Genomic DNA, 18938 nt, shown 5'->3' with positions numbered 1-18938 from the left:
ATGTTCCGATCAAAAGCGAAAATCCTGCAACTGGCGGTCACCCTGTTGGCCTGCGCATTCCTGCTGGTGCCCACGATCCTGTCGGTGATGGCGGGGCTTACGGTGAATTACTTTCAGGGCATTTCCTCCGGTTTGACCCTGAAGTGGATCTATCAGGTCTGGGAGCTTTATGCCGACAGTATCTTTCTGTCGATCCGGCTGGCGCTGGCGTGCCTTGTTGTGACGCTGATCATCGGGCTGCCTGCCGCATATGGGCTGGCGCGCCACCCCGGCTGGCTGTCGCGGTTGCTGGAGGAGTTCATCTCTCTGCCGTTGGCGGTGCCGGGTCTTGCGCTGGCGCTGGCGCTGCTTCAGCTTTACGGCTCCATGAAGGGGTTCAGGGCGTCCTGGACCTTCATTCTGGTGGGGCATGTGCTGTATACATTGCCGTTCATGGTGCGCTCCATCCTTGCGGTGCTGGCGGCGATGGACCTCAAGACATTGGAAGAGGGTGCAGCATCGCTGGGGGCCACGCCATGGCAGAGGTTTCGCGATATCGTGGTGCCCAATGCCATGCCCGGTATTCTGGCAGGATCGCTTACGGTTGTGACGCTGTCGCTGGGTGAGTTCAACCTGACATGGATGCTGCATACCCCGTACCTCAAGACCTTGCCGGTGGGCCTTGCGGACAGCTATGCCTCCATGCGGCTGGAGATTGCGTCTGCCTATACGCTTGTCTTTTTCATCATCATCGTTCCGCTTTTGATGGCCATGCAATGGGCGTCTGCGCGTGCGCAAAGGATCGCCAAATGACACTTCGACTGACCAATACCGCAAAGACCTACCCGGATGGGACACGGGCGCTGCTGCCGACCGAGTTGAGCGTTGATCGGGGGGAGATCGTTTCGCTTCTGGGGCCGTCTGGATGCGGGAAGACCACGCTGTTGCGGATCATTGCGGGGCTTGAGACGCCGGATGCGGGCAGTGAGATCTGGTTTGACAGCGACAACGTCACCAGTCTGCCTGTTGAACGGCGGAAGGTGGGGATGGTGTTTCAGTCCTACGCCTTGTTCCCGAACATGTCGGTGCGGGCCAACATCGGCTACGGGCTGAAGATGCAGAAGCTGCCCAAGAGCGAGATTGACGCCCGCGTTACCGAAGTGCTGGAGATGTGCCAGCTTCAGGCCTTTGCCGGCCGCGCGATTGATGCGCTGTCGGGCGGCCAGCGGCAGCGCGTGGCCTTGGCCCGTGCGATTGCGCCAAGACCAAGGTTGCTGTTGCTGGATGAGCCCTTGTCGGCGCTGGATGCGGCCCTGCGGGAGGCCTTGCGGGATGAGTTGGCTGTGCTGTTGAGGGAGTTCGACATCACGGCGATTTTCGTCACCCACGATCAGGATGAAGCCATGGCGATTGCCGACCGTGTGGCGGTCATGTCGAGCGGTCAGGTGGTGCAGAGCGGGACGCCTGAGGACCTGTATCGCAATCCCAAGTCGGCCTTTGTTGCGGGGTTTGTGGGCAATGCCATGCGCCTTGAGGGGCGGTGTGAAGCGGCACGTCTGGAGCTTGCGGGCGGCGCGTTGACCTTGCCGGGGGACGGCACGGGGCAGGATGTGTTCGTGCGTGCAGAAGACGTTGAGATCAGTGCAGATGGCCCCCTGACGGCGCGGGTTGAGACGGTGACGTTTCTGGGCACCCATTACCGCATCGGGTTGTCCGGCATCACAGGGGATGTGCTTGCCGCGATCTACGCGGGCCAGAACGCGCCGCGGGTGGGGGAGAGGGTCAAAGCCGGGATCAAACCCGAAGCATTGATGTTGTTGCCCCAAGACCCGGCACGTGCATGACCCGGATTATCCAGATCTCTGACCCGCATATCGTCCCGTTCGGGCAGCTGGCCTATGGGCAGGTTGATACCGCCGAGGCTCTTGCCCAATGTGTCGAGACGATCAACCGGAGCCTGCCCGAGATCGGTCCCGTTGATATGGCCATTGTCACCGGCGATCTGACGGATTTCGGCACGCCCGAGGAATACCAGCGGTTTCGCAGTCTGATGGAGCCGCTGGACATGCCCTACCGGGCGGTGCCGGGCAACCATGATGACGCTGCCACGATGCAGGCCTGTTTTGCCGATCAGGACTGGATGCCCGAGGAGGGCCCGGTCAACTGGGTCACGGACTTCGGCGACCTTGCGGTGATCGGGCTTGATAGCAGCGTGGCGGGGCATGCCCATGGGCATCTCAGCGATACCACGCTGGCGTTTCTGACAACCGCGCTTGCGGCACGGCCGGGAGGGCGGGTGATGGTTGCGCTGCACCATCCGCCGCTTCTGACCGGCATAGAAAAGATGGACATACAGAACCTGCGCGACAGCCGGGCGTTGCAGTCAATCCTGTCGGGATATGACGGAGAGCTGCGGCTGACCTGCGGTCATGTGCATCGCAACATTCTGGCCCCGTTTGGTGCGGTGATGTGTCAGATCGCGCCTGGGGTGTCCCATGCGGTCACCATGGACCTGCGCGAAGGGGCACCAAACTGCCTTACCCAGGAGCCCGGCGGGTTCCTGTTGCATGATGTGCGGGGCGGGATCGTGACACATACCATTCCGGTTGGGCTGTTTCCGGGACCCTTTCTGTTCTATCCAGACAACTGACCGTCACTGGCAGAGCGAAAGAGGTGATCCATGGGTGACACGAGCCTTCTCTTGTTTGCCTTGCATATTGCTGGTGCCGCCGCCCTGCTGATCTGGGCGGTGCGCCTTTTGCGCACCGGGGTGGAGCGTGCCTATTCCGTCCAATTGCGCAGCTTCCTGCGCCGGTCCAACGCGAACCGGATGCAGGCCATGGGCAGTGGCGTGCTGGCCGCGCTGTGTCTGCAAAGTGCGACGGCGGTTGCGGTGCTGGTGTCCAACTTCGCCACCAAGGGCGGGGTTGGGCTGCTGGCGGGGATGGCGATCCTGCTGGGGGCGGATGTGGGGTCTGCCATCGTGTCGCAGATCCTGTTGCTGCGTCAGGATTTCCTGATCCCGCTGCTGCTGCTTGTCGGGGTTGTCCTGTTTTTGCGCAGCAACCGGAACGAGGTGCGCCAGCTTGGGCGGATGATGATCGGGATTGCGCTGATCTTTGTCTCGCTCGGGATGATCCGCACCGCAACGGGGCCGCTGATCGAAAACCCTGCCACGGCCAGTGTGATGGGGTATCTGGGGCGCGATATCCTGACGTCGTTCCTGATTGGGGGCCTGTTTGCCTGGGCGGTGCATTCATCGGTTGCGGCGGTGTTGTTCTTTGTCACGCTGGCAGGCCAGGGATTGCTGCCGCCAACGGGGGCGGCGGCGATGGTGCTGGGCGCCAATGCGGGCGGTGCGTTTCTGGCGTATATGCTGACGCTGGCGGCGCCGCTGACGGCGCGGCGCATTGTTGTGGCCAATCTGGTCCTGCGTGGAGGCGGGGCGGCATTGGTGCTGTTTTTGTTGTCCAAGGGGGCGGAAAACCTCAGTTGGCTGGGGGCGGACGCGACGCGTCAGATCATCAATCTGCATCTGGTTTTCAACGCGGCTCTTGCGCTGCTTTGCCTGCCGTTTCTGGGCTGGATCGCCGCCGCCACGATCCGCCTGTTCCCGGAGCGCGCCGACGGGGGGAACCAGCTTTCGCAGATTTCTGCGCTTGATCCGTCTACGCTGAAACGCCCTGCCAGCGCGTTGGCATGTGCGGCCCGTGAGGTCATGAAGATGGGCGAGGCGGCCGAGGGCATGCTGCGCTCTGCGATTGCGCTGTTCGAGACCTGGGATGCGCCGACGGCAAAGGCGATTGCCGAAAAGGCCGAGAGCGTCAGCGCGATGCATGCCGACATCAAGCATTTTCTGGCACAACTGGACCATGAAGGCCTGTCAGAGGCACAGCAGGGCAAAGTCGGAGAACTTGCCACGATCGCGCTGAACCTCGAAGCCGCAGCGGGTGCGATTTCGCAGGGGTTGGTGGTGCAGGCCGGTCAGCTCAACACCGAGGGGTTCGCGTTTTCAGAAGATGGGTGGGCGGATCTGGTGGATTTTCACGACCGGGTGCTCAGCAATGCGCAGCTTGCGCTGAGTGTTCTGATGAACGGAGCGCCTGACGCTGCACGGCAGTTGCTGCGGGCCAAGGACAAGGTGCGCAAGACCGAACAGAAACTTCAGGACAGACACCTTGCACGGCTGCGGAACAACATTCCGGCCAGTTTCGAAACCAGTCGGCTGCATCAGGATGCGTTGTTGACGCTGAAGAACATCAACGCAGCTTTCGCAACCATTGGCCGCCCGATTGCAGCGCGATCGGGTGATCTGCTGTCGACCCGTCTTTCTGCCAAGCCCAAGTCGAGCACGGCTGACGGCGGCTGAGGTCGTGCGCGCTGTTCAGGATGCGATGGGCATCGGGCAGGCAGGTCACTGGCGCTTGGCATGGTGGATAAGGTAGCGTGAAGGCGGGCGGTGACCTGAGCGCGCATATCCCTGGTCAGGCACGCCCCGTGCGGGGTGGTACGCCATCGCCCTGTAGTCAGCAGGGCATGGCGATGGGAGCATGAACAGATGATATCCGAGACGCAGAGCCAGAACCGGGGCCGAAACGGCGGGCGCCGTGGCCGCGCCGCTGCTGCCAAGGCGGCAAGCAGCCCGCTGCGCGAGACGCAGTACCGCCAGTTGCGCAATCCGTTTCCCAGCATGGATGTCTTTCCGCCCGATCAGGTTGAGGACATGCACCACAGCGCGCTGCGCATTCTTGAAGAGTTGGGCATGCGTGTTCTGTTGCCAGCGGCGCGCGATCTGTTTGCCAAGGCAGGCGCGCGGGTGGAGGAGGAGATGGTCTTTGTCGGGCGCGACATCGTTGCGGCTGCGCTGGAGACTGCGCCGAAGTCGATCACCTGCCGGGCGGGCAGGCGCGACCGCGATGTGGTGCTGGAGCTTGGCAGTCTGGTGTTTCAGGCGGGCGCAGGCGCGCCGCATGCCACCGATCTGCTGCGTGGGCGGCGGCCCGGCTCTGCGTCAGACTACATCGAGTACCTGCAACTGACGCAGCACTTTGACGTATTCCACATGGTCTCTCCGCAGGTGGAGCCGCAGGATGTCGCCACCCATCTGCGCCATTACTTCACAACCGAGGCACAGCTGACGTGGTCCGATAAATTCCCCTTCACCTTCTCGCGCGGCACGCCGCAGGTGATGGATTGTTTTGAGATGATCCGGGATTACCGCGGTGTGTCGGACGGTGCGTTTGCCGCCGCGCCCTACACCTACACGATCATCAACACCAACAGCCCCCGCACGCTGGATGTTCCGATGGCGCAGGGGCTCATCGACTTTGCCCGTCACGGGCAGATGTCGATTGTCACGCCCTTCACCCTGATGGGCGCGATGGCTCCGATTACGGTTGCAGGGGCGATCACGCTGTCCCATGCGGAAGCGTTGCTGGCGATCACGCTGACGCAACTGGTCAAACCCGGCGCGCCGGTGTGTTATGGCACGTTCACGTCCAACGTTGATATGAAGTCTGGCGCGCCTGCCTTTGGCACGCCCTCGCATTTTCAGGCCTCGCTCGCTGCGGGTCAGATGGCGCGCAAGATCGGGCTGCCCTGGCGATCGGCCGCAGGATCAGCCGCCAACGTCAATGACGTGCAGGCGGCCAATGAGAACCAGATGGGCCTTTGGGGGTGTCTGATGTCCGGGGCCACGGTGATCATCCACGCCGGCGGCTGGCTGGAGGGCGGTTTGTCGGTCTCTTATGAAAAGCTGGTGACGGATGCGGAAGTGCTGAACATGGTGGCAGAGCTATGTGCAGGCGCGCAGGCCGGGACCGATGAGATTGGTTTTGAAGGGGCGATCCGTGCGGTGGAGCCGCAGGGCCACTTCTTTGCTGCACCCCAGACGATGGAGCGGTATGATACGCAGTTCTATGAACCCATCGTGCATGATTACGCCAATTTCGGAACATGGACAGACCGGGGCAGCAAGGACGCCAACACGCGGGCCACAGAGGTCTGGCGGGAGATTGTGGACGCCAAGGCGCAGCCGGGACTGGATGCTGCGCGCTTGGGTGAGCTTCAGGCCTTCATTGCGAAACGCACGGCAGAGGGCGGCGCGCCGCCAGAGAGCTGAGCAGGGGTTTCGCCACCTGCCTGGTATTGCCCCACGCCGCCGGTCTGACCCTAAAGGGTCAGATAGCCGTAACCGGTTTTGGCGTCATACTGGCCACCGAGCGTTTCGATCAGCACTGTGCGGATGCTCGGGCCGTCGACGGGGTCCTTGTGGTCCCGCCGCGTCTCGATCAGTCTCGCGATCAGGCCGGCAGCCTGCGCGCTGGCAGCGGAGGTGCCGCCAAAGCCGTAATCCCCGGACTGGTGCGATACCAGACTGGTGGGATCCTGCGCATAGCCGCCATGCCCCAGAATATCCGGCGCGGGAATGTAGTTGTAGCGCATCACACCATCCCTGATCGGCTTTTGCGATGGGTCTTCGTCCCTGTCGCTTGGGCAGAGGCAGCACAATCCGGCTCCATACTGGCTGTAGTCCGCCGGGATCAGGGCAGAGGATTTGTCGGTGTTGTCAGACAGCTTGGATGCGCCAACAAGAATGATCCCGGTGCCGAGGAAGGGGTCTTCGGCATTGGCATTCACGTTTGCGGCGGCGGATGAAAAGGTATCTTTCAGGTCCTTGAACGGCAGGTCGGCAAACATCTCCCGGGCAAGCTTGCTGCCCTCCGCGCTCGACAAGGTATTGCAAACGCTTTCGAAATCAGATGCCGCGCCGGGGTAGGAGATGGTGCTGGTACCTTCGTTGCCGGAGGGGATCACCACCGGCACCTTTTGGCCTGCCAACAGGATGGCAAGGGCCAGCGGATCGCAGGGGCCTTCGTATTCTGCAATGTCGTTTTCCAATGGCCAATCGGCGGAATAGCTGTCTTCTGGAGGGCGGACAAAGGGCGGTCCGACCAGGATCAGGTCTGCCGGGCTGTCCGCGCGAAAGGCGATTTCCAGAATGGCGCGCCCGACGGCAAGGCGGTTTGCATGGGTGTCGGCCAACAGGGTGCTGACGCGGACCGGCAGCAGCGATGCTTCCGGGGCGGTGCCCCAGATCGGGCAGCTGTCATCATCCGTGGCACGCCCGACGATCAGGCCCCCCATGGCCGTGCCATGTGCGCCGCCTTTTGAGCTGAAGGCCATCCGGGCATCATGGGCGCGGGGATAGTCGCTGTTCTTCACCGATGGGGAGGCTGCCCAGACATCCGGGTCAGGCGTTTGGGCAAGGGCGGCATCAATGGCATGGCCGCCTTCGCGGTCAAACGTCGGGTGGGTGATGTCGACGGGACCGTCAACCAGACCCACACGCACCCCCGCGCCGCCGGTGGTCAGGTTACCCTTGTCGGCGCTGATGCCGAGGCGGGACAGCGACCATTGCTCAAGCGGATGGGCCATGGGTTCTGGTATCCGCTCACGCACCGGGCCATGGCCGAGGAAAGGGCTGGGTTCGGGGTCATAGGCGTGGATGTCCTCGATTGCCGCGACAAAGAGGGGGTCGAAGATCTCCCGCAGGTCACTGAAGGCGGCGCGCGCAATCTCTGCGCCTGCAATGCCGTCAGAGGCGTAATGCACGCCAGCCCATTCACGGTTCACGCGAATTCTGTCTGCGACATCAAAGGCTTCGGCAACGATACCGGGATTGTGCGCAAAGACCTCCGCGATGCCATGTGCGATCAGCGCCGCCTGTGTCGCGTGGCCGCTGGGGTAGGCTGCGTGGTTCGGAGGGGTGACCAGCGGGTCGATCCCGTGATCCATCAGATGTGGCCGCGGTCGGTCGTATTTGGCCTTGTAGTGCGAGGCGAGGGCGAGGCCCGCATCCTGCAACAACACCAGCAAGCGGATCAGGTTCACGGAGGTGCCGGAGGTGTCTTCATAGATCGACAGAAACTCAGGAATGATATCAGAGGCTTCGGCTTCGATCTGTTCCTTGCGGGCCAGACGCTCAGGCAGGTCTTGCAGGCGCAAAAGCTCTGCCAGTTCATCGCGCAGGCCATCGCCGGTGTAATGGGGCGGTCCGGGGATATCCGGGCCGATTGTCTCAAACAACTGCGGAAGCTTCTGGTGCAGACGCTGCACGTGTTCCTGATCGCGGACGACCCAAGCGCTGTAGACAGAGCCCAACCCGTCAACCTGACCGGAATTCGACTTTGTTTTCGTTTTGGTTTTGGTCTTTGTCTTCGTTTTGGTTTTCGTCTTTGTTTTTGTCTTGGTCACTTTGCGTCCTCCCGGTGGGCTTTGCCCTGTCCAATTGCTTTGGCCGCTTCTTCGATCAACCCGGCCTTCATCAGGCTGCTTTTGATCATGGCGAGGCTTTCGGTGCAGCGCTGGGCGTGATCATCGGCATCCATTTCAGGCGTTCCGAAAGAGCTGTCCAATGTCTTGATTTGTCTGAAATAACTTCGGGCGTGTTCATCTTCGCCCAGCATTGCGTGGCTGATAAACAGGTGGCGCAGAACGGGTAAAAAACTGGGCCGGATGGACAGCACGCGCTGTCCAAGGCGGATCGCATCTGTGTAGCGGTGCTGCAAGGTGGCGGCGATCATGGCGGAGGTGTCATAATAGAACCGATAGGGGCTGTAGCGGCCCAGGTTACGGGCCATGTCAGCAGCCTGTGCGCCTTGCGTGCTGTCATTGGAATAGATCGCATTCATCGCACGGGCGTCCCAGGCGAAGGCGAGGTTGGGCACCACGCGCAGGCTGTCGGCGATAAAGCGGCGGCCTTGTTCCAGATCGCCGCGCAGAAACCCTTCGTAATGGCCGGCGATGGCAAGGGAGATGGCATTGGAGGGATCGGCCTCAAGCGCGCGGGCAACATGTGCGCCAGCTTCCTCCACCGCGTCGCACTGGCGTTCGCGAATTTCGTTTCGGCGCAGCATTGCGCTGAACGCCAGCCAGCTTTCGGCGTTGGGGGAATAGTCCGATCCGATGAATTGCCGCAGGATATCTTCGGAATCGTGAATGCCCGAACGGGAGAGGCCGAAGAGCTGATGCACGGCGGTGTACAGCGTTGGCTTGGACGCTCTGTCCCGCTGCCGCAGGACAACGCCTTCGATGGAATCCACGGCCCCCATCACGAATTGCATCATCGTTTCGGAATTGACGGCATAGGCAGAGGTGCGGTCGGTCCCGATGGAGGAGGTCCAGATGACCTTGCCGGTGGCCGGAACGCGGGCGAGGATCGTGGCCTGCAATTCTTCACCGAGGACGGAAATGCGCACTTCGACCAGAACGGGCGGGCGCGATACCGCGTCTGCGGTGCGCCCGGTGAGTTGGTTGCTTTCCAGATCACGCAGATCGAAGGTTTCGACAAACCCGTTCTGCATGAATGTTGTCTGCATGGCACCGGTGATGCGTTCGGCCGCGACATGGGCGTGGGGATCGTCGGTGATCACGACCGGATTGCCGATCAGGATGCAGGGTGGCCCTTCGAAGCTGACCGGCGCGATGATCGTTGCCGGGCCAGCCTCGACCATGGTGGTGCGGGCGTCTTCGAGCCGGGCGGCAAAGGCCTGACGTTCCTCGCGCAACCAGTCTTCGGCTTCTTCGTCCAGAACGGGGGCGTCTTCGAAGAAAACGGCGCGAATGTCATCGCCGGGGTCCATGGAGACGTCAACATTATCCAGCCAGACATGTTCGTAATCAGCCTGCACTGCGTCATTCCACGGGTGGAGTGCTTTGCGCAGCGCGTGCAGGGATTGCCGCAGGGAGTTGCTGGCCTGTTCTTCAAGCCCCCGGCTCCAGATGCGCGATTTCAGCCAATCGCGGGAGCGCCGGTGATCGCGGGCGGTTGCCAGCATTGCCAGCAGAACGCGGCCCTTTTTCTCACTGATGCGCAAGGGGCCGCCGTCAGGATCGCTGAGCTGGAAGTTCCCAACCAAGGAAAGGCTGAGCCGGTTTGGATTGCGACCATCCATTTTGCCCATTGGGCTGTCCCCGCCAAATCCATCACCCACGTTCGCCTGAACCAGGCTTTCCCCGTCGAGATTAAGCATACTCCTACGAGGCTGTGAAGCGCCATGGGCCTGCTGGGCAGGCCGGAAGGGGGCGTATTTGTTCATTCTGGGACCAGCATTGGCGTGCCATCACCGTCTGAAAACCGGGATGGCAGGATTTCCTTTTCCCAAGGAAGGTACGTCGCATGCACATAGAGGGTCGCGCCGGGATCGGGTTCGTCGAAGGGCACGCACCGGGGCATTACTCTTGATACCTCGTCTGACTGTTTCACCCTGACCGCGCCGCTGAGCGTGATCTGGTTTTCAGACTGACGTAGAAGCAGATACCCATCCCCCCCCAGCGTGGTGCCGGGATGGGAAGGGGCATTTGCGAGATCCTGTTCAACCAAGAACAGGTCACCATCCAAGGTGTTCTGCAACACGAGCGTTGCGTAGATCCCGAACTCAGGTATCAAGCCCCCCGGCGCTGATACCTCAAGCTCGGAACACGCTCCGGCATTGGAGACACTCAAAAATTGATTGCAACCGCCCGATCGAGAAACAATTAGAAATTCGTTGCTCTCACTTATGATCGTGCGGGGGTTATCTAATTTCGCCATAGCCCGCCGGTTATGCATGGCGATAAAAAAGCTCACTGTTAAACCACTCCCCTCTCGTGTCACAGAACATCTCTGGTATGAACAGGAGCTATCATCGGGGCGTTCAAAGCTCCGTTAAAATTCTGTTAATAGGTTACGTAAGGTAAGGATATTTTTTGCGCGCCTGCCCGAAGGCGCATTTTTATTTAGGTATTATAGTTACTTAATTGACTTTCGCGATTTGCTGGATTTTGCCGTTGGCAACGGTTCTGGCGCGAGGACTGGTCGGTTCGGGTGGCAGAACACCCTCCGACGGATGCTCTGTTGGTTGAGGCGAAAGCGCGTGTCGCAACCAAAAGCTGATGCGCCGCCTCAGTCCTTCTCAGGGGAATCGAATACAGGGTCGAGCATTGGAACGAGACGTATCTCTCCGGTCACGGCAATCGGGGGAAGCGATGGCGTCGCCCGGAGGGCGGGCATCAGTCTTGGGAGGTGGTCGCCGCTTGGCGGGTTTGGTTTGGTGGCTTTCCCAGATGCAGCAGATCGAGGCTGCGCTGGATTTCGGAGCGGTTCAGATTGCGTCCGATCAGCACAATGCGGGTACGGCGGTCATCGCCGTCCCATGAATTCAGTGGCACGGGCGGGTCGAAAATATGTTGGACCCCGTGGAACGCGAAAGGGGTCTCAATGCCTTCGAGGAACAGAATTCCCTTCACGCGCAGGATGTCACGGCCTTTAAAGGCGATCAACGTATCGAACCATGTGTCGAAGACTGCATCGTCGAGAGGTTCTTCAAGGATGATGGAGATAGATGTGATGTCAGTGTCATGAGGTGTAAATTCGGCCTGTCTGGCCGGGGGCGGGGACAGGCCTGAGAGATTGGCCAGCGGGTCTTTGACCGGTTTTGGGGTTGTCCAGTCGATGGCCTGCTGTTGCGTTGCGTTTTCGCGCATCGCAGACAGGTTCCAGAGGGTGGCGGGCCGGAAGGTTTCACATGAAGATCGCAGGATCTCAGCTGTCGGGTTGAGGCCACGCAGCCGCGTTTCAACCCGATCTGCCACATGATCCTCCACAAGGTCAGTTTTGCTCAGCACGATCAGATCGGCGAGCGCCACCTGAGAGACCGCTTCAAACTGGGCATCAAGCGTGGCGGGGCCGTTCACCGCGTCGAATACGGTGACAACACCATCTATCCGCGCATCCCGCGCCAGTACGGGGTCTATGAGGAAGGTCTGCATGATCGGGCTTGGATCTGCCAAGCCGGTTGTTTCAATCACAACTCTATCGAAGCTGAGCATGCCTGCGTCCCGTCGGGCGAGCAGCTTTGCGAAGGTGTTGGACAGGTCGCCGCGGATCGAACAGCACAGGCAGCCGGATTGCATTAAGATGATGTCGTCCTCCGCCGTTTCGATCAGGTCATGGTCCAGGCCGGCTTCTCCGAATTCGTTTACGATAACAGCGATCTGCCCGGCGGCGGCATCCGAGAGCGCTCTGTTCAGCAGGGTCGTCTTTCCCGCTCCCAGAAACCCGGTCAGCAGGGAGACGGGCAGCCGAGATGCGCCGCCTGGGCCTGTTGGGGTGTCGGAGATATAGGTCAATGCGGTTCCTTGGCATATGTAATAACGTAGCAATTTTCTGGCGGATTTTCACGCCAAACGGCTGCGGCCTCATCGGTTTTCTGCTCAGCGCGGGCGATCAGCGGCTGTCCGGACGACTGCCGCTGATGCCGACCTGATCAGAGGCATTCGGCAAGCGTATCCGCCATATTGCGAATAAGCTGGGGGTAAAGCGCGGCACCCGGCTCAAGCGCGGCGCCAAGTGGGTCAATGATGCCTGTGTTTGCATCCGTCCCGTCCAGGACGGTCGCGATGAGAGCGGCATTGAACTGGGGTTCCGCCAGGACGCAATCAATGCCTTCGGCGCGGATGCGCCCCTGGATTTCAGCGATACGGGCAGGGCTTGGGTCTGATGCGTCACCGATGGAAATGGCACCGGATGCCGGGAAGTCAAAGGCGTTCTCAAAGTACTGATACGCGTCGTGGAAAACGATGAAGCTCCGACCGCGCACCGGTTCAAGGGTGGTTGTGACCTGCGCGGACAGCGCTTCCATCTCAGCGCGGGCGGCGGCGGCGTTGGCAAAGTAGGCGCCGGCGTTGTCCGGATCGGCCGAAGAAAGCTGCGCTGCGATCACGTTTAACCATGTGTTTGCGTTCTGCGGTGACAACCAGGCGTGGGGGTCATGGGCACCGTGCGCATGGTCCTCATGGTCGGCGTGATCCTCGTCACCGTGATCGTCATGGCCGTGGTCTTTGGCGTGTTCATCATGCCCGTGTTCTTTGTCTTCGGCATGGTCGTGATCGTCGTGCCCGTGTTCTTCCCCGTCGGCATGCTTCTCCTCGTCATGCGTGTCGTGATCCTCGTGATCGTGGGCTTCGAACAATGCCCCTTCCCGGAAGTCGAGCAGGGTCGTTCCTTCGGCCTCAAGCAGTGTGGTGACAGCGGCCTTGGTGGCCAGCGTGGCCACGGCATCCTCCATCCATGGCGTCAGATCCTCGCCCATCCAGAACACAAGGTCCGCCTCCTGCAAGGCGGAGGCTTCCGAGGGGCGCAGGCTGTATTCATGGGGGGAGGCGCCCGACTGAACGATCAATGCAGGCGTACCGACCCCGTCCATGACGCGCGCCACCAGTGAATGCACCGGGGCGATATCAACGGCGACGTTCGGCACTTCTGCATAGGCAACGCTGCCCATCAGCAGTACGGTAAGGGAGGTAGGAATAAGGTTTCTGGACATCGGGACCTCTATGTGATCTTATAACGTTACGTTTTCAATTAGCGCATGTGGAGCAACATGACAAGCGAAGACCAATCCATTGCTGCTGGTGGGCAGGCCCCTTTGGGATTTGAGAAGCACAACCATGAACGGTGTGTGGATCATGCGCTGTCCTCAGTGGAAGCGCGGTGCGCGGACAAGGGGCTTCGTTTGACCCCTGTGCGGCGCAAGGTGCTTGAGCTGTTGTTGCAGGAACACCGCGCGCTTGGAGCTTACGCGATTCTCGACCTGTTGCGCGAAGCGGGGTTTGGATCGCAGCCCCCCGTGGCCTACCGGGCCTTGGATTTTCTGTCTGAGCATGGCTTTGTTCACAAGATTGAACGTTTGAATGCCTTTGTGGCCTGTGCCCATCCTGGCGAGAGCCACTCCCCCGCATTCATGATCTGCCGCCTGTGTGATGCCGTTGCGGAGGCGCAGTCGACCCCTGCGAAAGGTGTGCTGGGCGAGGCGGCGCGGGCAGCAGGGTTTCAGATTGAGAAAACCGTTGTGGAAGCTGAGGGCGTGTGTCCGGCGTGTAGTGACAAGGCAAGCGCATGAGTTTGATTTCCGTGAATAATCTGAGTGTCGCCTATGGTGCTAATACAGTGCTGCGTAACGTCGGCCTTGAACTGGAACCCGGAGAGATCGTGACCATCGTGGGCCCGAACGGGTCCGGCAAAACCAGCCTGCTGCGCGCCATCATCGGCGCGACAGCCCCGGCAAGCGGTGTTGTCAGCCTGAAACCGGGGTTGAAGATCGGCTACGTCCCCCAGCGGCTGCACATCGATCAAACGCTGCCGATCACGGTCGAGCGTTTCATGCGGCTGACGGAGCGTGTGAAGGCGGCGGTCTGCACGGACGCCCTGCGCGCGGCAGGGGTGCCTGATCTTCTGAAACGGCAGATGTCCCAGCTCTCTGGCGGGCAGTTCCAGCGTGTGTTGTTGGCGCGGGCCCTGATCAATCGCCCGGACGTGCTGTTGCTGGATGAGGCGACGCAAGGACTGGATCAGCCCGGCTCCGCTGCGTTTTATCAGCAGATCGAAGAGGTGCGCAACGCCACCGGATGCGCGGTTCTGATGATCAGCCACGACCTGCATGTGGTGATGAGCGCATCGGACCGTGTGATCTGTCTGAATGGGCATGTCTGCTGCGAAGGCACGCCGGCGGTTGTCGCCTCTGCCCCCGAATATCGTGCCCTGTTCGGGGCCGGCACTGGCGGCGCACTGGCGCTGTACCGGCATGAGCACGATCACGACCATACCCACCACAATGAGGCCGCAGAGTAGTGTTTGACGATTTCATGACCCGCGCCACACTGGCCGGGATCGGCGTTGCCTTTGCCGCCGCACCTTTGGGCTGTTTCGTGGTCTGGCGGCGGATGGCCTATTTTGGCGACGCCACCGCCCATGCCGCGATCCTGGGCGTTGCCCTGTCATTGACGTTCGAGATGTCGATCTTTCCCGGCGTGCTTGCCGTGGCGCTGATCATGGCGCTGACGGTGACGTTTCTGACCGGGCGTGGCTATGCGATGGACACGCTTCTGGGCGTTCTTGCCCATTCCGCGCTGGCCTTCGGGTTGGTTGCGGTATCCTTCCTGTCCGGGATCCGGATCGACCTGATGGCCTATCTTTTCGGGGATATCCTTGCGGTGTCACGGACAGACCTTGTGGTGATCTGGGGCGGGGCTGTGCTGGTGGTGGGGCTGATCCTGTGGCGCTGGGCGGCTCTGCTGACCTCAACCCTGAACGAAGAACTGGCCTATGCCAGCGGCCTCAACCCCAAGCGGGAACAGCTTGTCCTGACTCTGGCGCTGGCCATTACCGTTGCCGTCGCCATCAAGGTTGTCGGTGTTCTGCTGATCGCTGCAATGTTGATTATCCCTGCCGCCGCCGCGCGGGGTCTTGCCCGAACGCCCGAAGCGATGGCGTTGATTGCAGCCGCGATTGGCGCATTGTCGGCGTTTGCCGGTCTGCAAGGCGCCTATCTGTTCGACACCCCGGCGGGGCCGTCGATTGTCTGCGTGGCTGCGGTGCTTTTTGTCGGGTTGAACCTGATTGGATGGCAAAGCAGGCGAGGGGCTTGAGGGGGCGGGCGATGGGCGCGCGCATTGCTTGTAGCGGCGCAACGGGCCGCGGTCGGGCGACATTTGATACACTTGTTTGGGAAGTGGTGGGCGACCCTGGAATCGAACCAGGCGTGCGTCTCCGCGAGGGAGTTACAGTCCCCTGCCACACCTTGCGGCCTGTCGCCCACTGCCGGGCTGATTACCTGTGGGTCTGGGATGCGTCAACCTCTAAAGTGGCGCAAGAGCGCTGCTGCTGACCGGCAGAATTCCTGTTGCAGTTGGGGCGTTTGCATTTGAACGACCACCGCGTGGCGAAGACGCCTGATGATCATTGCAAGTCAGTGCCTTGGCTTGACGTGCTGCAATCGCTAGACCGACAGCACAAACATGGGGAACGCGCATGAAAAAGCCGAAATGGGTTGTCGCAAAGGAGCAGGGAAAGAAGGCCGAAGCGCGCGAGACGCTCTGGCTTTTTGGTCTGCATGCGGTGCGCGATGCTCTGCGGAACCCGACGCGTGAAAAGCTGACGCTGATGGTCACGCCGAATGCGCAGGCCAAGCTTGAAGATGCCATTGCGGCCTCCGGCATGACCCCGGAGGTCGTCGACCCGCGCAGATTCAAGCCGCCGATTGATGCAGGATCGGTGCATCAGGGGGCGGTTCTGGAGGTCAAACCGCTGAATTGGGGGCGGCTGGAGGATGTTTGCATCGGGCCGGCAGCCCCACGGGTGATTCTGCTGGACCGTGTGACTGATCCGCATAACGTTGGTGCGATCCTGCGGTCGGCAGAGGTATTGGGCGCGGTGGCGGTGGTCGGGACGCGACATCACTCCGCGCCGGAGACCGGCGCGCTGGCCAAGACCGCAAGTGGGGCGTTGGAACGCCAGCCTTACTTGCGGGTGCGCAATCTGGCAGATGCGATCCGGGCGCTTCAGGACATGGGCTACATGGTGCTGGGACTGGACGGGGAGGGTGCCCAGACCATCGAGGCAGCCGTGGACGGCAAACAGGACCGCCCGGTCGCGTTGGTGCTGGGGGCGGAGGGGCCGGGCCTGCGCGAAAAGACCCGTGAAACAGTGGACGCCTTGGTCCGGATCGATGCGGCAGGCGCTTTTGGATCGCTCAACGTCTCCAACGCGGCAGCAATCGGCCTATATGCTTCGTTGACGCATTGATTAGGAGCACCGATGGGCCCGCCTACGAAAATCGCCACCTGCCGCCATTGCGGCAGCAAAGCAGCGCTGACCCTCGACACGGGACGTCACGAATTGGCCTGCGCCAACTGCGGCGCCCCCCTGCATGACCTCAAGATGCTGCCCAAACGCAAGACGGCCCCTGGGAAACCCAGACGCAGACGGGTGGCCGTGTCGCACCATCCCGAGGTGCGTCAGTTTCCGGCGGAGCAGCGCCAGCAGAAGGCGCAAAAACGCAAACCCAGGAAGGTGAAGCGCCGCAAGTCCTGGCTGAAAGACATCGCGGAAGAGGTGTTTGATCTTGTCGAAGATATCTTCGACTAGAACAGGCAAGGGACAGTGCTGTTTTAACTTTTCGTTCACATTGATGCGAGAAGCTCTTCCGGGGGGACCCCAGTCCCCCCATTTGAAGTGTCACAGGGCCGGATATGGAACGTCTGTCCCTGCATGACTGTCCCTCGTTCCGCACCTGCGCGCCCCGGGCTCTGCCTTGGGGCGTTCTTTTTTGCAGCGTTTGGTGCATCGGGCTTTTCCTGCGTGCGGCGCAAAGCTAGGTTGCGCCCATGACATATTCTGACGCCTTTCTGAAAAACGTGCTGGTACGTACCCAGACAGTGGCCATGGTTGGCGTGTCCCTGAACCCGGTCCGGGCCAGCTACTTCGTGGCACGCTACCTTGGTCTGCGTGGATATAATGTGGTGCCGGTCAATCCACGCCACGCGGGGGAGCGCCTTTTTGGTCAAGAGGTGCGTGGAAGCCTTGCCGACGTGCCGAAGACCGTCGACATGGTTGACATCTTTCGCCGATCGGACGCTGTACCCGACATTGTTGCCGAAGCGCTGGAGACCCTGCCAGAGCTGAAAACCATCTGGATGCAGATCGGTGTGGAGCATGCGCAGGCCGCTGCGCAGGCACAGGCACGCAGCATCGATGTCATTCAAAACCGCTGCCCGAAGATTGAATATCAACGCCTCTTCGGGGAGTTGCGCCGCGGCGGGTTCGCGACAGGTGTGATTTCAAGCAGGCTTTAGGGTGTTGGGATGAGCCGCAACCCGTCTTCCAAATGGTTCTAAAAACCCTGCCAGAGGCCTGAAATCTCTTTTGGAACTCCAAAAGAGACTTTAACGCTCCGCGGGGGTTTTTTGAGCCATTTGGAAGACAGGTGTTGTATCAGCGATTTGCTTTTTCACTGAGACCGGATTGTGTCTGGCGGGCGGCAAGGGTCTGCATCACATCTGACAGTGGGACATCGCGGGCGGCGAGCATGACCAGAAGGTGGTAGAGGACATCTGCGGCTTCCGATGTAAGGGCAGTACGGTCGCCCCTTACCGCTTCGATAATGGCTTCGACAGCTTCTTCTCCGAATTTTTCGGCGCATTTCTCCGGGCCTTTTGCCAGCAGTTGCGCGGTCCAGCTGCTGGAAGGGTCTGCGGATTTTCGGGCCTGAATGGTGGCGTAGAGATCGTCGAGGGTCATGTCAGCCTCATCGGTATGCCGGCCTCGGCCATGTGTTGTTTGGCTTGTGCAATGGTGAATTCGCCGAAGTGGAAGATCGAGGCGGCGAGCACGGCAGAGGCGCCTCCTTCGGTCACGCCTTCGACGAGGTGATCAAGGGTGCCGACACCGCCGGAGGCGATGACAGGCACGCTGACGGCGTCGGAAATCGCGCGTGTCAGGGGTAAATTGAAGCCCGCCTTCGTACCGTCCCGGTCCATGGAGGTGAGCAGGATTTCTCCGGCCCCTTTGGCGGTCACTGTCCTGGCAAATTCAACCGCGTCAATCCCGGTCGGTTTGCGGCCGCCATGGGTGAAGATTTCCCATGTGCCGGGCGCTGTGGTCTTGGCGTCGATGGCGCAGACAATGCACTGGCTGCCGAACTGGTCTGCGGCTTGTGCGATCACGTCCGGATTGGCGACAGCAGCAGAATTGAAGCTGACCTTGTCGGCACCGGCCAAAAGAAGGGCGCGAACATCAGCAGCCGTGCGCACGCCGCCCCCTACCGTGAGCGGGATATAGCAATGTTCGGCCGTCCGTCGCACCAGATCAAACATCGTGCCGCGGTTCTCATGCGTGGCGTGAATGTCGAGGAAGCACAGTTCATCGGCCCCTGCGGCGTCATAGGCGATGGCGGCGTCCACCGGGTCGCCTGCGTCGCGCAAGCCGACGAAGTTCACGCCTTTCACCACGCGGCCGTCGGCAACGTCCAGGCAGGGGATGATGCGGGTTTTGAGCATGAGGCTGTCTTAGCGGGCTGGGCGGCGTGGGGCAAGCCGCTGGAGGGCTGTCTGCCCTCCAGACCTCCCGAGGTTTTTGCAAC

18 protein-coding genes and 1 tRNA gene are annotated in these 18938 nt (G+C 61.1%); 11 read left to right on the top strand and 8 right to left on the bottom strand.

Annotation, left to right across the window (positions count from 1 at the left end; genetic code table 11):
- From Q1A91_RS02250 to Q1A91_RS02230, 5 genes are all read left to right on the top strand, one after another.
- Entirely contained in the window at positions 1 to 792 is a 792-nt protein-coding gene (locus tag Q1A91_RS02250; RefSeq protein WP_299872223.1) for an ABC transporter permease, read from the top strand.
- Complete coding sequence (locus Q1A91_RS02245; protein WP_299872220.1) at positions 789 to 1823, top strand: ABC transporter ATP-binding protein; 1035 nt, start codon at positions 789 to 791, stop codon at positions 1821 to 1823. The genes Q1A91_RS02250 and Q1A91_RS02245 overlap by 4 nt, the downstream gene beginning before the upstream one ends.
- On the top strand, positions 1820 to 2629 hold the full coding sequence (locus Q1A91_RS02240; RefSeq protein WP_299872217.1) for a phosphodiesterase: 810 nt from the start codon (positions 1820 to 1822) through the stop codon (positions 2627 to 2629). The genes Q1A91_RS02245 and Q1A91_RS02240 overlap by 4 nt, the downstream gene beginning before the upstream one ends.
- A gap of 30 nt (positions 2630 to 2659) precedes the next feature.
- Complete coding sequence (locus Q1A91_RS02235) at positions 2660 to 4348, top strand: Na/Pi cotransporter family protein (RefSeq protein ID WP_299872215.1); 1689 nt, start codon at positions 2660 to 2662, stop codon at positions 4346 to 4348.
- A gap of 189 nt (positions 4349 to 4537) precedes the next feature.
- Positions 4538 to 6100 (top strand): trimethylamine methyltransferase family protein, encoded by a 1563-nt coding sequence (locus Q1A91_RS02230; protein WP_299872212.1) that lies wholly within the window; start codon positions 4538 to 4540, stop codon positions 6098 to 6100.
- 50 nt (positions 6101 to 6150) lie between these two features.
- On the opposite strand, the gene Q1A91_RS02225 is transcribed toward Q1A91_RS02230, so the two are convergent.
- The 5 genes from Q1A91_RS02225 to Q1A91_RS02205 all read right to left on the bottom strand — a co-directional run bounded on the left by Q1A91_RS02225 (position 6151) and on the right by Q1A91_RS02205 (position 13346).
- The gene (locus Q1A91_RS02225; protein ID WP_299872210.1) at positions 6151 to 8235 is read right to left on the bottom strand and encodes a S8 family serine peptidase; all 2085 of its coding nucleotides are present in this window, start codon (positions 8233 to 8235) and stop codon (positions 6151 to 6153) included.
- Positions 8232 to 10013, bottom strand: coding sequence for a hypothetical protein (locus Q1A91_RS02220; protein WP_299872208.1), 1782 nt, complete (start codon positions 10011 to 10013; stop codon positions 8232 to 8234). Before Q1A91_RS02220 ends, Q1A91_RS02225 begins: the two co-directional genes overlap by 4 nt.
- A 62-nt stretch (positions 10014 to 10075) precedes the next feature.
- Entirely contained in the window at positions 10076 to 10609 is a 534-nt protein-coding gene (locus tag Q1A91_RS02215) for a hypothetical protein (protein ID WP_299872205.1), read from the bottom strand.
- A 422-nt stretch (positions 10610 to 11031) separates the two neighbouring features.
- A complete protein-coding gene (locus Q1A91_RS02210; RefSeq protein ID WP_299872201.1) occupies positions 11032 to 12150 on the bottom strand; it encodes a GTP-binding protein in 1119 nt (372 codons plus the stop codon).
- A 137-nt stretch (positions 12151 to 12287) separates the two neighbouring features.
- A complete protein-coding gene (locus tag Q1A91_RS02205) occupies positions 12288 to 13346 on the bottom strand; it encodes a zinc ABC transporter substrate-binding protein (protein ID WP_299872198.1) in 1059 nt (352 codons plus the stop codon).
- Between the two features lie 57 nt (positions 13347 to 13403).
- On the opposite strand from Q1A91_RS02205, the gene Q1A91_RS02200 reads away from it, so the two are divergent.
- The 3 genes from Q1A91_RS02200 to Q1A91_RS02190 are packed head-to-tail and all read left to right on the top strand — an operon-like array spanning position 13404 to position 15447.
- Positions 13404 to 13922, top strand: a complete 519-nt coding sequence (locus tag Q1A91_RS02200; protein WP_299872195.1) for a transcriptional repressor — start codon at positions 13404 to 13406, stop codon at positions 13920 to 13922.
- Positions 13919 to 14650 (top strand): metal ABC transporter ATP-binding protein, encoded by a 732-nt coding sequence (locus Q1A91_RS02195; protein WP_299872192.1) that lies wholly within the window; start codon positions 13919 to 13921, stop codon positions 14648 to 14650. The genes Q1A91_RS02200 and Q1A91_RS02195 overlap by 4 nt, the downstream gene beginning before the upstream one ends.
- Entirely contained in the window at positions 14650 to 15447 is a 798-nt protein-coding gene (locus Q1A91_RS02190) for a metal ABC transporter permease (RefSeq protein WP_299872189.1), read from the top strand. Before Q1A91_RS02195 ends, Q1A91_RS02190 begins: the two co-directional genes overlap by 1 nt.
- Before the next feature lie 84 nt (positions 15448 to 15531).
- Here Q1A91_RS02190 and Q1A91_RS02185 read toward each other — a convergent pair.
- Positions 15532 to 15615 (bottom strand) — tRNA-Tyr (locus Q1A91_RS02185).
- A 214-nt stretch (positions 15616 to 15829) separates the two neighbouring features.
- On the opposite strand from Q1A91_RS02185, the gene rlmB reads away from it, so the two are divergent.
- The 3 genes from rlmB (at position 15830) to Q1A91_RS02170 (ending at position 17652) form a co-directional block, all read left to right on the top strand.
- Positions 15830 to 16603, top strand: a complete 774-nt coding sequence (gene rlmB, locus Q1A91_RS02180) for a 23S rRNA (guanosine(2251)-2'-O)-methyltransferase RlmB (RefSeq protein WP_299872186.1) — start codon at positions 15830 to 15832, stop codon at positions 16601 to 16603.
- A gap of 12 nt (positions 16604 to 16615) precedes the next feature.
- Positions 16616 to 16945 carry a hypothetical protein gene (locus Q1A91_RS02175; RefSeq protein WP_299872183.1) on the top strand — a complete coding sequence of 110 codons (330 nt, stop codon included), beginning with the start codon at positions 16616 to 16618 and terminating at the stop codon, positions 16943 to 16945.
- A gap of 239 nt (positions 16946 to 17184) precedes the next feature.
- A complete protein-coding gene (locus Q1A91_RS02170) occupies positions 17185 to 17652 on the top strand; it encodes a CoA-binding protein (protein WP_299872180.1) in 468 nt (155 codons plus the stop codon).
- 139 nt (positions 17653 to 17791) lie between these two features.
- Here Q1A91_RS02170 and Q1A91_RS02165 read toward each other — a convergent pair whose 3' ends face one another.
- On the bottom strand, positions 17792 to 18097 hold the full coding sequence (locus Q1A91_RS02165; protein ID WP_299872177.1) for a phosphoribosyl-ATP diphosphatase: 306 nt from the start codon (positions 18095 to 18097) through the stop codon (positions 17792 to 17794).
- A complete protein-coding gene (gene hisF, locus Q1A91_RS02160; RefSeq protein WP_299872174.1) occupies positions 18094 to 18855 on the bottom strand; it encodes an imidazole glycerol phosphate synthase subunit HisF in 762 nt (253 codons plus the stop codon). Before hisF ends, Q1A91_RS02165 begins: the two co-directional genes overlap by 4 nt.
- Between the last annotated feature and the right edge of the window lie 83 nt (positions 18856 to 18938).

This window comes from uncultured Sulfitobacter sp., from assembly GCF_947500075.1.
In the GTDB taxonomy this organism is placed as follows: domain Bacteria; phylum Pseudomonadota; class Alphaproteobacteria; order Rhodobacterales; family Rhodobacteraceae; genus Sulfitobacter.
The sequence above is the reverse complement of the archived record's forward strand: the minus strand, read 5'-3'. Positions and strand labels throughout refer to the sequence as shown.